Annotated in this window: 13 protein-coding genes and 4 tRNA genes; 8 read left to right on the top strand and 9 right to left on the bottom strand. The window is 48.2% G+C overall.

What is annotated here, in order from left to right; translation table 11 throughout:
- Position 1: 1 nt before the first annotated feature.
- The 3 genes from holA to leuS all read right to left on the bottom strand — a co-directional run bounded on the left by holA (position 2) and on the right by leuS (position 4,225).
- Positions 2-1,033: a DNA polymerase III subunit delta gene (holA, locus tag AC0VXX_RS13140; RefSeq protein WP_475514603.1), complete on the bottom strand. Its 1,032-nt coding sequence runs from the start codon at positions 1,031-1,033 to the stop codon at positions 2-4.
- Positions 1,033-1,527, bottom strand: a complete 495-nt coding sequence (locus tag AC0VXX_RS13135) for an LPS-assembly lipoprotein LptE (protein ID WP_475514602.1) — start codon at positions 1,525-1,527, stop codon at positions 1,033-1,035. Before AC0VXX_RS13135 ends, holA begins: the two co-directional genes overlap by 1 nt.
- Positions 1,528-1,633: 106 nt before the next feature.
- Entirely contained in the window at positions 1,634-4,225 is a 2,592-nt protein-coding gene (gene leuS, locus AC0VXX_RS13130; protein WP_475514601.1) for a leucine--tRNA ligase, read from the bottom strand.
- Between the two features lie 120 nt (positions 4,226-4,345).
- Here leuS and AC0VXX_RS13125 point away from each other — a divergent pair, with 120 nt between their 5' ends.
- Positions 4,346-4,846 (top strand): zinc ribbon-containing protein, encoded by a 501-nt coding sequence (locus AC0VXX_RS13125; protein WP_475514600.1) that lies wholly within the window; start codon positions 4,346-4,348, stop codon positions 4,844-4,846.
- 173 nt (positions 4,847-5,019) lie between these two features.
- On the opposite strand, the gene lnt is transcribed toward AC0VXX_RS13125, so the two are convergent.
- The 6 genes from lnt to AC0VXX_RS13095 form a co-directional block, all read right to left on the bottom strand.
- Positions 5,020-6,582 (bottom strand): apolipoprotein N-acyltransferase, encoded by a 1,563-nt coding sequence (lnt, locus tag AC0VXX_RS13120; protein ID WP_475514599.1) that lies wholly within the window; start codon positions 6,580-6,582, stop codon positions 5,020-5,022.
- Between the two features lie 27 nt (positions 6,583-6,609).
- On the bottom strand, positions 6,610-7,485 hold the full coding sequence (corC, locus tag AC0VXX_RS13115) for a CNNM family magnesium/cobalt transport protein CorC (RefSeq protein ID WP_475514598.1): 876 nt from the start codon (positions 7,483-7,485) through the stop codon (positions 6,610-6,612).
- Positions 7,486-7,511: 26 nt separating this feature from the next.
- Positions 7,512-7,988, bottom strand: coding sequence for an rRNA maturation RNase YbeY (ybeY, locus tag AC0VXX_RS13110; RefSeq protein WP_110457829.1), 477 nt, complete (start codon positions 7,986-7,988; stop codon positions 7,512-7,514).
- Positions 7,978-9,021, bottom strand: coding sequence for a PhoH family protein (locus AC0VXX_RS13105; RefSeq protein WP_475514597.1), 1,044 nt, complete (start codon positions 9,019-9,021; stop codon positions 7,978-7,980). The genes ybeY and AC0VXX_RS13105 overlap by 11 nt, the downstream gene beginning before the upstream one ends.
- Positions 9,022-9,244: 223 nt before the next feature.
- On the bottom strand, positions 9,245-10,669 hold the full coding sequence (miaB, locus tag AC0VXX_RS13100; RefSeq protein WP_475514596.1) for a tRNA (N6-isopentenyl adenosine(37)-C2)-methylthiotransferase MiaB: 1,425 nt from the start codon (positions 10,667-10,669) through the stop codon (positions 9,245-9,247).
- Between the two features lie 98 nt (positions 10,670-10,767).
- A complete protein-coding gene (locus AC0VXX_RS13095) occupies positions 10,768-11,070 on the bottom strand; it encodes a hypothetical protein (protein ID WP_475514595.1) in 303 nt (100 codons plus the stop codon).
- 329 nt (positions 11,071-11,399) lie between these two features.
- Here AC0VXX_RS13095 and AC0VXX_RS13090 point away from each other — a divergent pair, with 329 nt between their 5' ends.
- From AC0VXX_RS13090 to AC0VXX_RS13060, 7 genes are all read left to right on the top strand, one after another.
- Positions 11,400-12,536 (top strand): FAD-dependent monooxygenase, encoded by a 1,137-nt coding sequence (locus tag AC0VXX_RS13090; RefSeq protein WP_475517030.1) that lies wholly within the window; start codon positions 11,400-11,402, stop codon positions 12,534-12,536.
- 244 nt (positions 12,537-12,780) lie between these two features.
- Positions 12,781-13,368: an aminoacyl-tRNA hydrolase gene (pth, locus tag AC0VXX_RS13085; RefSeq protein WP_110457825.1), complete on the top strand. Its 588-nt coding sequence runs from the start codon at positions 12,781-12,783 to the stop codon at positions 13,366-13,368.
- An 82-nt stretch (positions 13,369-13,450) separates the two neighbouring features.
- Positions 13,451-14,542, top strand: a complete 1,092-nt coding sequence (gene ychF, locus AC0VXX_RS13080) for a redox-regulated ATPase YchF (protein ID WP_475514594.1) — start codon at positions 13,451-13,453, stop codon at positions 14,540-14,542.
- Between the two features lie 298 nt (positions 14,543-14,840).
- Positions 14,841-14,917: transfer RNA gene (locus AC0VXX_RS13075), tRNA-Met, on the top strand.
- Between the two features lie 254 nt (positions 14,918-15,171).
- Positions 15,172-15,256: transfer RNA gene (locus AC0VXX_RS13070), tRNA-Leu, on the top strand.
- A 51-nt stretch (positions 15,257-15,307) separates the two neighbouring features.
- A tRNA-Gln gene (locus tag AC0VXX_RS13065) sits at positions 15,308-15,382 on the top strand.
- Between the two features lie 22 nt (positions 15,383-15,404).
- Positions 15,405-15,479: transfer RNA gene (locus AC0VXX_RS13060), tRNA-Gln, on the top strand.
- The last annotated feature ends 10 nt before the right edge of the window (positions 15,480-15,489 follow it).

Genomic DNA, 15,489 nt, shown 5'->3' with positions numbered 1-15,489 from the left:
TTTATGCTAATTCGATATGGCTCAAGTGCTCGTGAGCGCTGGGATCGTACAACAGGCATAGGTGGCTCAAAGCGGTCCAATCTTCGACGCCTTGTTGTTTGAGTCTTAGCTCTGTTTTGGATGCAAACGCCAGCATGGCTTCGATTTGCGTTAGGCTTAAACGCGACAGCGCCGCTTGGTATAACGTTTTACGTTTATCCCAAATACGCAGTTTGCTCCATAAGCTACTGACATTGCCGCCCAGCTCTTGCGCTTGCTTTAGCTGTAATAGCGTGGTCAGCTCTTTAAATTGGCTCCACAATAAAATGGGCATGGCTACGCCTTCGGCCTGCAGTTGCGACAACATATGCTGCGCTTTATCTTGCTGATTATTAAGCAGCACATCGGCTAACTGGAAAACGGTAAAGCGAGATTGATCTTCAAAGTACTGTTCAAGTTGCTGGCTGTCGATCAGATCGTTAGGGTTGAGCAACTGCAGCAGTTGCAACGCTTGATCGGCGGCGAGCAAGTTACCTTCATACAGGTTAAACAGCATCTGCTGTGCATTTGGGGTCAGCCGTAACTTGAAGTGACTGATTCTGCCTTGCAGCCAGCGCTGAAATTGCGCGCCTTCAGGTGTGGTACACGGAATATAAACGCCTTTGGCGTCGAGACTTTTAAACCACTTAGATTTAGTCTGTTCGCTGGCTAATTTGGGTCCGGTTAGCAGCAATAAGATATCGGGGTTATCGTGTTGCATTAACGCTTGCAACTGTGCACTGCCATCACTGCCAGGCTTGGCTTGGGGTAAAGACAACTCAATAATACGGCGGCTCGCGAACAGGCTCATGGTATTCCACTCTTCGAGCAAGTCTTGCCAATTAAACCCTGTTTCTTGGGTGAGTTGAATTCGCTCTTCGAAACCGTCGCGTTTGGCTTGAGCGTAGATTAAGGATTTACTGGTTTCGCACAGCCAAGGATCATCGCCAAAGACTAAATAGCATTGGGCTAATGGCGTGAGCTGTTTGGCTAACTGATCTGGATAAATCCGCATCAATTAGTCTCGATTGAAGCCAAAATTTGAATAATTTGGTCTGCGGCTTGGATGCGCATCTCTTTAACCAGTAGCTCCATTTCACGGCTTTTAGCCAGTGCGGTGCGCGGGTCATCGAGGTAGTCGCGATGAATTGCCACTTCAAAACGCTGTGCATCACGTTCAGGCAGTTGCACCGCAAATGAGACTAGGTAGTTGAGCTCATACTCGGCGACATTCCCTGTGGGATATAAGGAGAGTGTGGTTCTGTCGAGTGAATCATTAAGGATGCTCAGCGTGGGTAAGGCCGCGTTCGCGTCAACCACATTGATGCTGTTAAGACGTAAGCGTTCACGTACCAAGCGGGTGAGTTCGCTGTATTGATCTTGACTGCTAAGATGCAGTGATTTTAGCGCATCGGGAATAGAGTAACTGCGCTGCAGTTTAAAGCCGCAACCGCTGGTGGCCAAAAGGGTCAGGGTTAACAGGGCGAAACACAGGCGTTTAATAAACATAAGTGAGTCTGTTCTTCCTAAAGTAATGATGCTCAGCCTAACAACATAGGCTGAGCATTGCAGCACCTGAATCACAAAGGTTATTCAGGTGCCGGGCTTGCGACAGTTAGCTTGCTACGATATTGAGCAGCTTACCAGGGACATAAATCACTTTACGTATGGTTTTGCCTTCGGTGTGTTTAATCACGCCTTCTTGCGCCATACCCAAAGCTTCAACTGCGTCTTTATCGGCATCGGCCGCGACAGTGATTTTAGCACGTAGCTTGCCGTTAACTTGCACTATGATAAGTTTACTGTCTTCCACTAGCGCCGCTTGATCGACTTCAGGCCACAGCACCTCTTCAATCGCTTGTTCGTGCCCTAAAGCTTGCCATAGGCTGAAACACGTGTGCGGAATGATTGGGTACAGTAGGCGTACCACAGCGCAAAGCGCTTGTTGCATTAAGGCGCGGTCTTGCTCGCTCTCTGCTGGGGCTTTTTGCAGACGGTTCATCAACTCCATTACCGAGGCGATGGCGGTATTAAACATCTGACGACGCTCAATATCATCACCCACTTTAGCAATGGTCTTGTGCAGCTCGCGGCGCAGCTCTTTCTGTGCTGGATTGAGCGCAGTGAGATCTAAGCTAGTGGTCGGCCCTTGAGAGACATGGTCGTGTGCCAGTTTCCATAAACGCTTGATAAAGCGATGCGCGCCTTCAACACTCGACTCTTGCCATTCCAGAGTTAGCTCTGGTGGCGCAGCGAACATCATAAACAAGCGTACGGTATCGGCGCCGTATTTATCGACCATCTCTTGTGGGTCAATACCGTTATTTTTAGATTTAGACATCTTGCTCATGCCGGTATAAACCAATTCATGGCCTTGGCTGTCTACCGCTTTAACGATACGGCCTTTGTCGTCCGTTTCAGTGACGGTGGCATCATTTGGTGAAACCCAAACGCGGGCGCCTTTCTCGTCGTTGTAGTAGAAAGCATCGGCCAACACCATTCCTTGAGTCAGTAGGCGTTTGGCTGGCTCATCACTGTTGACTAAGCCCATATCACGCAGCAACTTGTGGAAAAAACGGAAGTAAAGCAGGTGCATACATGCGTGCTCAATACCACCGATATATTGGTCCACAGGCAACCAGTAGTTGGCTTTCGCAGGGTCTAACATCTGGTCTGCGTGTGGGCTGCAGTAACGAGCATAGTACCAAGATGACTCCATAAAGGTGTCAAAGGTATCAGTCTCTCTGAATGCTTCTTGGCCATTAACTTGAGTCTTGGCCCACTCTTTGTCCGCCTTGATTGGGCTTTGAATACCATCCATCACCACATCTTCTGGCAAGATGACCGGCAGTTGATCTTCTGGCGTTGGCATTACAGTGCCATCGGCGAGTGTGACCATAGGAATAGGAGCACCCCAGTAACGCTGACGAGAAACTCCCCAGTCGCGCAAACGGAAGTTAACTTGGCGCTTACCTTTTCCTTCGCTCGATAGCTTGGCATCGATGGCATCGAATGCCGCTTGGAAGTCCAGACCATCTAGCTCTGGAAATGCGTCGCCAGAGTTAAACACAATGCCTTTTTCGGTATAAGCTTCTTTACTAATATCAAGCTCACCATCGACTGGCTTAATCACGCCCTCGATTGGCAGGCCATATTTAGTGGCAAATTCATAGTCGCGTTGGTCATGACCTGGAACCGACATCACCGCGCCAGTACCGTAGTTCATCAACACAAAGTTAGCTGCCCAAATAGGCACTAACTTACCCGTGAGTGGATGAATCGCTTTAAGACCAGTATCGACGCCTTTTTTCTCCATCGCAGCCATAGCGGCCTCGGTGGTGTCGGCATTTTTACACTCTTCGATAAAGTCTTTAAGTGTAGGGTTGTTGGCCGCGGCTTGCTCAGCGAGTGGGTGACCGGCGGCAATCGCCACATAAGTCACACCCATAACTGTATCGGGACGCGTGGTATAGATATCGAAACTCTGCTCGCTATCAGCCACTTGGAAGGTCATCTCTATGCCTTCACTGCGACCAATCCAGTTGCGCTGCATGGTCTTAACTTGCTCAGGCCACTCATCGAGTTGGTCGATGTCGTTGAGTAGCTCTTCGGCGTAATCGGTGATTTTAATAAACCACTGAGGGATCTCTTTTTGCACCACTTCGGTGTCACAGCGCCAACAGCAGCCGTCCTGTACTTGCTCATTGGCGAGTACGGTTTCATCGTTGGGGCACCAGTTAACCGCCGAGGTTTTTTTATAGACTAGGCCTTTTTCGTACAGCTTAGTGAAGAACCATTGTTCCCAGCGGTAGTACTCTGGGGTACAGGTGGCGATTTCACGGCTCCAGTCGTAGCCAAATCCCAGCATTTTCAGCTGGTTTTTCATGTAGTCGATATTTTCGTAAGTCCAAGGGGCTGGCGCCGTCTTGTTATTGATTGCCGCATTTTCAGCTGGCAGGCCAAATGAATCCCAACCGATAGGTTGTAGGACATTTTTACCCTGAAGACGCTGGTAACGTGCCACTACATCGCCTATGGTGTAGTTGCGAACATGGCCCATATGGAGTCGGCCAGAAGGGTATGGAAACATCGAGAGGCAGTAAAACTTCTCCTTGCTTTCATCCTCGGTTACTTCAAATGTTTTTGTGTCTTGCCAGTGCTGCTGCACCTTAGCTTCAATCTCTGAAGGTAGATATTGCTCTTGCATTGATGATTCCCGGCCATGTCGCCTATTATTTGATCTTGCGCACGTTGTGCGCGAGTGAGATCTGCATAGAATAAACTAGAAGTGAGTCATTAAAAAGGTTCGCATGAAGGAGTATTGAACATGAGTCAAAGAAGTGCCGAATTACTATCGCTTTATCAGGCCCTGATCACGCAGGTTAAGTTGGATTTTGCCGACGATAACTCTATGACAGTAAAGGAGTTATATAAGGTTGTCACTAACAGTAAGGACTTTTTGGCTCTCAAACAACAAGCTAAAGCGGAAGAGTTAGCTTTAGTAGAACAATTTTTAAAACGTGATATCGCTGATTACTTGCAAGAGAAAAATGCTACCGACTTAAGCCATAGCCCTACAGTTATCGCGGTAGAAAATACGTTATGGCATTGGTTAAGTGAAATTACTGACCGTAGCCAAGTGGAGTGGCATGAGGTCACGCAAGACTTTAAACATAATGGCCTGTATCAGAGTGGTGAAATTATCGGGCAAGGGACGTTAGTGTGCACCGCCTGTGGCCATGAGATGCGCATTGAGTTTCCAGGAGTGATCCCCGACTGCCCTGAGTGTGATTGCGGGCAGTTTACTCGTGAGGCGCTAACGCCTTAGAGTTAGCTTGTGAGTGTCGTCAATCTCTTTGACGGCGCACGGTAGCGCTAATGAGTCTTTGTTCTTAGCGCTACCATCACTATCGAAACGGCTAAGTGTTTAACTTAGGTCTTATTGTTTAGCTTAATGTTTAATCGCTTTTCATTCTGATGCTGTGGGTGATTGCTAATCGCTCAGCGCATCGACCATCGGCGTACCATCACATATCCCAAAACGCCCCAACTAAATAGCAATATTGGCCATTGTCCCCAGCGGCTAAACAGCGTTGTTCCTGTCATAAGTGGGATACTTGCGTGTAATACCCCGGTTTCAAATTGCGGTAAGCTGGCGGTGATCTCGCCATCAACATTAACCACTGCGGTGACGCCATTATTGGTGCCCCTGACTAAGGGCCGACCCAGTTCAATGGCCCGCATCTGGGCAATCTCCATATGTTGCAAAGGGCCATTTGAGCGGCCAAACCACGCATCGTTAGACACAGTCAGCAGTAGTTCGGTGTCGCTGGTCACATTAGCGCGAAGTTGCTCAGGAAAGGCAATTTCGTAGCAAATAGCGGGCGCGACTTGATGGCCTAGGGCATTGAGATTAGGTTGCTGATAATCGCCGCGCGCAAATGAGGACATGGGTAAATTAAAAAAGGGCGCTAGCGGACGCAGTAAAGCCTCAAAAGGCACAAATTCACCAATGGGTAATAGGTGATGCTTTTTAAATTCATTGATCCCATTGGCTTGGTAATCAGGGCTGGCTTGTATCGGTGCTTGATGATTACCTAAGACAATAAGCGAGTTATAAAACTGCTGTTGTTGACGACTAATAATGCCGGTAATGATGGCACTATTATTAAGATTGGCCACCTGATTGGCATTGTCGAGAAAATCACTCACCATATCTTCAGGAGCGGGAATTGCAGCCTCTGGCCAGATAAAAATGTCGGTATTGGCAAATTCTGGTCGCGACAAGTCCATATATTTAAGCATGGTGGGCCATAGCGCTTCGGGCTGCCATTTCATGCTTTGGGCAATATTGCCTTGCACCAAGGTGACATTAACCTGCTTGCCGGTAGGCGTGATGGGAGACAGTGCCTTGGCCATGTAGCTCGCTGAGCAGGCCACTAATACGATGATGATGAAAGGCGCGCCACGCTTTGCCAATGATGTTTTATGAGCGCTAAACAGCAACGCAAGCGCGCCAGCCAACAGCGCTACTAGGTAACTGAGGCCGATTGCGCCAATAACACTGGCTAATGGACTCAACGGGCCGCTGGTTTGGCTGTATCCCGCCCACAACCAAGGAAACCCCGTCAATACCCAGCCACGAGACCATTCGGTGAGCACCCAAAGGGCAGGGAAGAGTAATAGGTTGCGCAGGTAATGTGATTGCGGCGCCAGCTTGGCGAGTAAATAGCCTGCCAGCGCAGGATACAGTGCCAAATACAGGGCTAATAGTGCCATTAATCCAATTGAGGCGGCCAGCGGTAGGCCACCGAAGGTGTCCATACTCACATGCACCCAGCTAATGCCTATAGAGAAGCAGCCAAAGCCAAAGCTAAGCCAATAGTAAAATGCCTGTTTAGGGGTTAATTGTTGGCTTTGTCCAAGGGCAAAGGCCATGGAAACCAGATAGATGGGCCATAGGCCATAGGGAGCAAACGCAAGGGCAGTACTGGCACCCGCCAGATAGGCGAGCACCAGTTTTAGCCAAGGTTGATGGGCTATAGCCCTAAGTCGTAGCAGCATTTAAGCCTCATCAAGGGGGATACGAAACTAGTCGTTATCGTTGTCAGTTTGGTTGTCGGGCAGTTTAACCCTGAGCTGGACCAGTCTACGGGTATCGGCGCTAATGACTTTAAACTCGATATCGTCGATCATCACCTTTTCATTGCGCTCAGGCAGGTGCCCAAAAGCATGGGAGACTAAACCACCGACCGTATCAAACTCTTCGTCACTAAATTGGGTACCGAATTTTTGATTAAAGTCTTCAATGGGGGTCAAGGCTTTTACCATGTAGAGCTGTTTGCCCACTTGACGGATTTCCGTTTCTTCGGCCGAATCGTGGTCAAATTCATCTTCAATTTCACCGACAATTTCTTCGAGAATATCTTCAATCGTCACTAAGCCTGATACGCCACCATATTCATCGACGACAATAGCCATGTGGTAGCGCTGTGAGCGGAACTCTTTTAATAAGACATCGACACGTTTGCTCTCTGGTACAACCACGGCCGGGCGGATCACTTGGCCTAAAGAAAAAGGTTCGTCGTTGTTTTTAAAGCCGTACTTAAGCAGATCTTTGGCAAGTAAAATGCCTTCGATATGATCTTTATCTTCGTTGACGACAGGAAAGCGAGAGTGTGCAGAACCAATGACAGTCGATAGCAGTTCTTCAACTGTACTATCAATCTTTAGCGCCACAATTTGTGCTCGTGGGATCATGATGTCACGCACGCGCAGATCGGAAACTTCTAAAACACCTTTTATCATCTCGCGAGTGTCTTCGCTAATCACTTCTCTTAGCTCTGCATCGTGGATCACTTCCACTAACTCGTCGCGACTCTGTGGTTCGCCCTGGAATAACTGACTTACTTTTTCAAACCAGCCCTTCTTGTGGGCGTTGGTACTCGGTGGGATGTCATCGCTCATAGTAATTTCCTGGCTATTACAGCCAATTATTGCTCCTTGTAAGGATTAGGAAAGCCTAGGCTTTCAATCAGTTGAGTCTCTAACGACTCCATCTCTTCTGCTTCGCTATCATCGATGTGATCATACCCTAGCAGATGCAGACAACCATGTACAACCATATGAGCCCAGTGGGCTTCTAAGGCTTTATCTTGTTGTTTTGCTTCAGCTTCGACAACGGGTACGCAGATCACTAAATCGCCAAGTAGTGGTAATTCCACTTCTGGAGGCGCTTCAAACGGGAATGATAGCACATTTGTCGGCTTGTCTTTACCGCGATAGCTATGATTTAAGCGTTGGCTCTCTTCTATGTCAACCAGTCGAATCGTCATTTCTGCTTCGGCCATAGTGTTGCCCAGTGCTAAGCGCACCCAGGTTTCAAATTGTGCCTGGGTCGGAAGCGCTTGGCTGTCGGTTGCAATTTGCAGGTCGAGACTCAATGCAAGAGTAGGGTGATCAGACATCATGTTGGGCTTGTTCCTGGGTTTGGTATTGGCTTGCGCGCTTGGCTTTTTCGCTAGCCATTTTTTGCTCATGGGCTTCATAAGCTTCGACAATTCGGGCCACAACGGGGTGGCGCACCACATCTTTGGCTTGGAAAAAGTTAAAGCTCACCTCATCGACATCACTAAGGACTTCAATGGCGTGACGCAGGCCTGATTTTTGGTGCTTGGGCAGATCGATCTGAGTAATATCGCCGGTGATCACGGCGCGCGAATTAAAACCGATGCGGGTTAAAAACATTTTCATCTGCTCGACGGTGGTATTTTGGCTTTCGTCTAAGATGATAAAGGCATCGTTTAGGGTTCGTCCGCGCATATAGGCAAGTGGCGCCACTTCGATAACGCTGCGTTCAATTAATCGTTCGACTTTTTCAAAGCCCATCATCTCAAAGAGGGCATCGTATAGCGGGCGCAGATACGGATCGACCTTTTGGCTTAAATCACCTGGCAGAAAGCCCAGTTTCTCACCGGCTTCAACCGCAGGGCGCGTCAGTAAGATGCGTCTTACCTCTTGGCGCTCGAGCGCATCGACCGCGGCGGCGACCGCAAGGTAGGTTTTACCCGTACCAGCAGGGCCAACGCCAAAGCTGATGTCATGGCGGACGATATTGGCCACATAATCACTTTGGTTGGGGTTTCTTGGCTTAATGACACCGCGTTTGGTTTTTATATACAGCTCTTTGTCATCGCGGGGGGCGTCGGCCTCTAGCGCGATGGCAGCTTGAATGGCCATATGAACAGCGTCTGGCTCTAAGTCAGGAGTACTGCCTCGTACAGGCTGGGTTTCAACATACAGCTCTTTGAGTAAGTTGTTGGCGGTTAAGCAGTTGCGTGGCAGGCCAACAATTTGAAAATGGTTGTTGCGGTAATTGATCTCAACACCGATGCGGCGTTCTAACTGTTTGATGTTGTCATCAAAAGGGCCGCATAGCGATGCAAGCCTGCGGCTGTCAGCGGGTTCGAGATACAAATTGAGGGTGGTTAATTTATTTGACAAAAATAACTCCAAATGATGTTTGTCTGTATCCACAAATAGGGTCAACTCAGACAGTTTACGAGGCATTAAGTTGAAATGCTAACGCTAATTTTAGTGATCGACTCCATCAAAAGGGAACCACAGGTTTAGTGGCCTATGTGTACAGGCAAGTCGAGCGAGCAATAAAAAAGCGACTGTGATCACAGTCGCTTTGATTCAACTTACGTTGTCACTTCCCAAGTGTTTAAGGGATGTACTGGGTGACGCCTAGCTCATCATCTTTCTTATGCTTAGCCAAGATGTCTGATGGGCGAAGGTCGCGACGTAAGTCCATCTCATCTTCACCACGGATAAAGATACCGCGCAATGAGTTAGTGTAAACATCGACAATTTCAACATCGACAAAGCTGCCAATGTGCTTAGGATCGCCCTCGAAGTTCACCACGCGGTTATTTTCGGTGCGTCCACGTAGCTCCATAGGGTTTTTAACCGATGGCCCTTCGACTAAGATACGCTGCACGGTACCGAGCATTTGACGACTGTAACGCATCGCTTGCTGGGTGATCCTGTCTTGCAATATGGCTAAGCGCTCTTTTTTCTCTTCCATTGATACATCATCTGGCAAATCGGCCGCAGGCGTGCCCGGACGAGCGCTGTAGATAAAGCTAAAGCTGTGGTCAAATTGCACATCTTCTATCAGTTTCATGGTGTCGGCGAAATCTTGTTTCGACTCACCGGGAAAGCCAATAATAAAGTCAGAGCTTATCTGAATATCGGGACGTGCTTTGCGTAGACGACGAATGATAGATTTATATTCAATCGCCATATGACCGCGTTTCATTTGGGTCAAAATCAGATCGGAACCCGACTGCACAGGCAGGTGCAGGAAGCTCACCAATTCTGGGGTATCTTCATAAACATCTATGATGTCTTGCGTAAACTCGATAGGGTGGCTGGTGGTGAAACGAATACGGTCGATACCGTCGATGGCTGCCACATAACGCAGCAGTTCGGCAAACGTGCAGATGTCATCGTCGTGGGTGGCACCACGATAAGCATTCACGTTTTGGCCAAGTAGATTGACCTCACGCACCCCTTGAGCCGCCAATTGGGCAATCTCAAGAATGACGTCATCGAGCGGGCGGCTGACCTCTTCACCGCGAGTGTATGGCACTACGCAGAAAGAGCAGTACTTGCTACAGCCTTCCATGATCGACACGAAGGCGCTCGGCCCTTCGGCACGCGGCTCTGGTAGACGGTCAAATTTTTCGATTTCAGGGAAACTGACATCGATAACCGCTTTGCCGCCTTGCTGGATTTGGTCAATCATTTCAGGCAAACGGTGCAAGGTCTGTGGCCCAAAGATCAGATCCACACACTGGGCTCTGTCTTTAATCGCCTTACCTTCTTGCGAGGCGACACAGCCGCCAACACCAATGATAAGGCTTGGGTTCTTATCTTTTAAGGTTTTCCAGCGACCAAGCTGGTGAAACACCTTTTCTTGCGCTTTTTCACGGATTGAGCAGGTGTTAAGCAGCAGTACGTCTGCCTCTTCTGCATTATCCGTTAAGGTATACCCTTGGTATTCGTCTAGTAGGTCGGCCATCTTTGATGAGTCATACTCATTCATCTGACAGCCCCAAGTTTTAATATGGAGTTTCTTACTCATCAGTTTTGCGCCGTGGTTGCAATTACTGGGAAAAATAGCGCGACATTTTACCCTTTGAGCACCACTCTGGCTAGCTTTTGCGCGTTATATATTAGAAATTACTCCGGGCTAAAGGTTTTTGCCGTTAACATTGACGTTGTGTCGAAGGCCGATTCAAGGGCTGCGCTTTCGAAGGCTTGCGCCATTGCAAGGCTGCTGCTTTTGGCTTGATCTTGTATGCTGTCATAGATTTCAACTCTGTATTGACTGCGCCATTCTGTCGTATATTGATATAGGGCATAATCGAGCGGCGCGCGATAGGTTATAGTCATGGTTTCCATGGCGGGAGTCTGATCGGCTAACGCCACATTGGCGATTAATACGCTGGTCATCATTACACTGGCAATCATTGAGCGTTTCATAGTGAACCTCTAATGCAATAAATTGTGAATGTAGGTGCATAAGTGAGTATCCATACTGACTAACGTCCTCAACCACTATAGAACAAGCTGGGCTTGGGCTTGGCCGCCTTTGTAACTGAGTGTGAGTGATTGCTGTGTCAGTCATATTTGCATACGGAATAGGCCTAATTGACATATTTAGACACAGAAATCGTCCGTCAGGGACCTAACGTAATAAACGTGTCGCAATGAGCGTGCACTAGAGAGTTAACCATCAGGGAGTAAAGCGTAAGGTGAGTCAGAATCAAAGCCAACATCTAGAGCAAGATGTCGTGATCCTGGGCGGTGGTATGGTGGGAGCCGCGACTGCAATAGGGTTAGCCCAGCTAGGGTTAAAGGTTGCCGTTGTTGAAGCCTTTGCGCCTCAAGCGTACAGCCCTGAGCAACCATTGGATTTACGTGTTTCAGCCATCAGCGTCGCTTCTGAGCAGTTGCTGCAACAGTTAGGAGCGCTCGAGGCTATTGCCGCGATGCGTCAAGTGGCCTATAAAGGGCTGGAAACCTGGGAGCTTGATGGGTGCCAGACGCAGTTTCATAGCGACCAAGTTGGGGCGACTCATCTTGGGCACATTGTCGAAAATCGTGTGGTGCAATTAGCTTTGTGGCAGGCATTTGAACAGTATGACAATTTGCAGCTTATCTGTCCGGTTAACGTCGACCAGCTTAGCCGTAGTGCGCAGGGAGTTAGGCTGCAGTTAAGTAATAACACAAGCATAGATACTCGCTTGTTAGTCGGCGCCGATGGGGCTAACTCTCAAGTCCGTCAGTGGGCGGGGATCGGCTTAACAGGGTGGGATTATGCCCAGTCGGCGATGCTTATCAATATTGAGACCCAGCAGGAAGAGCAAGATGTCACTTGGCAACAGTTTACTCCCCAAGGCCCACGCTCTTTGTTGCCGCTACCAGGTCGCAACGCGTCTTTGGTGTGGTACGACGATGCTAATCGCATTGCGCAGTTAAGTGGATTAAGCTCAGAGGCGCTGTACGATCAAATTAACGCCCATTTCCCCGCGCGCCTCGATCGGGCATTTAAAGTGGTGTCTCATGGCTGTTTTAAGCTTACCAGACGTCATGCGCAGCGCTACTATCAGGATAATGTGGTGATTTTAGGTGACGCCGCCCACACGATTAATCCTTTAGCTGGTCAAGGGGTGAATATTGGCTTTAAAGATGTGGCAGCATTAATTGCATCTGTTAAAGAGGCAATCGATGCTCAGCGCAGCTGGTGGACTCAAGATGTGTTGGCGCAATATCAGCGTCGCCGCTATGGCGACAATCTGTTGATGATGAGCACTATGGATCTCTTTTATGCCGGCTTTAGCAACCATAGTTTACCGCTAAAATTACTGCGCAACAGTGCGCTTAAAATCGCCAATATAGACTCACCGATTAAGCATAAGGTGTTGAAATACGCCATGGGCCTCTAAGCTTTAACTCAAACGAGCAGGCTTTACTCATCATCTAGTGGGTAAAGCGGCTCACCGACTAGCCACAGTACCTAACATGGCGATTGATTTCGCGCCTGAGGTTAATCGCTTGGGCCTTAGGGCATGGCGCAGTGCTAACCTTCCTTAAATTACGCTGTCTTCACTACAACAAATTTGTTGCTCGGGCGATAGAGTGCTAAAATGCCGCGTTTTTATGCGCCCTTGCGAGATGGACATAGGTTAAATGAGCAATATTAAGCTGATTGTTGGGCTTGCAAACCCAGGTGAGAAGTACGAGCAAACCCGCCACAATGCGGGCGCTTGGTATGTAAATGAACTGGCGCGCGTTTGCGGCGTAACATTAGTTGCAGACAGTAAATATTACGGCCTTACAGCGAGAGCGACCCTATACGGTAAAGATGTTCGCCTATTGATCCCAACCACGTTTATGAACCTCAGCGGTAAATCGGTTGGTGCCTTGGCTAATTTCTTTCGCATCGAACCCGAAGAGATCCTGGTCGCCCATGATGAACTGGATATGCCGCCCGGCGTGGCCAAGTTTAAACTCGGTGGCGGTCATGGTGGTCACAACGGTTTAAAAGATATCATTGCTAGACTTGCCAATAATAAAGGCTTTTATCGTTTGCGCATTGGTATCGGTCATCCAGGTGATAAGAGCCTAGTGAGCAATTATGTTTTAGGTAAGGCGCCGCAAGTTGAGCAAAGGTTAATCGAAGACGTGATTGACGAAGCGGTGCGGGCCACCGAACTGTTATTTAAAGAAGATATGAGTAAGGCGATGCATAGACTGCATTCTTACAAGGCGGGTTAATCCATCACATTCTGAAGCAATCAGGTGTGAGCAGCGTTATTATTAGTTGTGCTGATAATACTAATTGAATAAAGGTAAAAATATGGGTTTTAAATGTGGCATCGTTGGCCTACCAAACGTAGGTAAATCGACATTGTTCAACGCACTGACTAAAGCGGGCATCGAAGCGTCTAACTTCCCGTTTTGTACGATTGAACCTAACACCGGTGTGGTGCCTGTGCCCGATCCACGATTAGCGGCATTGGCTGAAATCGTTAAGCCTGAGCGTATTTTGCCGACCACGATGGAATTTGTCGACATCGCAGGCCTAGTGGCGGGCGCTTCTAAAGGTGAAGGGCTTGGAAACAAGTTCCTTGCTAACATTCGTGAAACCGATGCGATTGGTCATGTTGTGCGTTGCTTTGAAGATGACAATATCGTGCACGTGGCGAATAAAGTGTCGCCAGCCAGTGACATTGAAGTGATCAACACCGAATTAGCCTTAGCTGACTTAGACTCGTGCGAGCGCGCTATCACGCGTCAGCAAAAGCGTGCTAAAGGTGGCGATCAAGAAGCTAAGTTCGAAGTCAGCGTGTTAGAAAAGATGCGCCCAGTATTGGACGAAGGTCAAATGCTGCGTTCAATGGACTTAACTAAGGAAGAGTTGGCGGCAGTCGCTTACCTTAATTTCCTTACACTTAAGCCAACCATGTATATCGCGAACGTCGCTGAAGATGGCTTTGAAAATAACCCGCATCTGGATACGGTTCGCGAAATTGCGGCCAAAGAGAATGCCGTGGTCGTTGCCGTGTGTGCTGCCATTGAATCTGAACTGGCAGAAATGGACGCTGAAGACCGTGAAGAGTTTATGGCCGACCTTGGCTTAACCGAACCTGGATTGGATCGTGTGATCCGCGCCGGTTACGAGCTACTGGATCTGCACACCTACTTTACCGCAGGTGTTAAAGAGGTGCGTGCTTGGACCGTTAAAGTTGGGGCGAGTGCACCACAAGCCGCTGGCGTTATCCATACGGACTTTGAGCGCGGCTTTATTCGCGCCCAGGTGATGTCTTATGATGACTTTATTACCTATAAAGGTGAAGCTGGCGCGAAAGAAGCGGGTAAACTGCGTATCGAAGGTAAAACCTATATCGTTAAAGATGGCGATGTAATGCATTTCCTATTTAACGTATAAGCATGAGACTAATCTTGCTAATAAAATAGCAAGTGGCATTATAGAATCTAAACGGCTCAATAAATTATTGAGCCGTTTTTGTATTTTAAGGCCTATATCGATCTGCTATTTAATCTCTGCCTAAGGCCTAATATGGCGCTTTTATCCGCTTTATTGAATAACTGCTGCTCACTTTGGTGAGTTTATAAGCGAACGATGAGGTAAGTGTAAATTAGCGGAAAAAAGCTGTTGACCTCAATACGCTGAATAAGCATAATACGCCCCGTTCCTCACCAAGAGGGACGCGTAAGAAAACGATGGCAATGTAGCTCAGCTGGTTAGAGCACAGCACTCATAATGCTGGGGTCGCAGGTTCAAGTCCCGCCATTGCTACCATCTTATTCGGATGAAAAATGAATACGTAGCAAGTCGGTATAAGCCCCGGCAATGTGGCTACCATCTTCTCTAAGATGTAAAACTTGAGGTAAGCCGACTAGTTGATGGTTGACGTATATCAATCAGCAGAAATAGGGTTGGCAACATCTTAATCAAGATGTAAAACTAGGTGTAGCGTAAGAGAGGTGGATGTTGACAGTTAGACACGCCATATCTTAATGCCATCTTAATCAAGATGTAAAACTAGATGCAGTGCGGGAGTGGTGGAATTGGTAGACACGCCAGATTTAGGTTCTGGTGCCGTAAGGTGTGAGAGTTCAAGTCTCTCTTCCCGTACCATTTATTTTAAGTTAGAGATTGTAAAGTCTTTAACTTGAAGCAAGAAAAGATTGGGGTATCGCCAAGCGGTAAGGCACCGGGTTTTGATCTCGGCATTCCCAGGTTCGAATCCTGGTACCCCAGCCATTTCTTTTGCTTCACACAGTTTTGGGGTATCGCCAAGCGGTAAGGCACCGGGTTTTGATCTCGGCATCCCCAGGTTCGAATCCTGGTACCCCAGCCATTATCTATAT

The organism is Shewanella sp. QJM3NY_23 (assembly GCF_056173105.1).
Note: the sequence above shows the minus strand (reverse complement) of the source record. Positions and strands in the feature narration are given on the sequence as shown.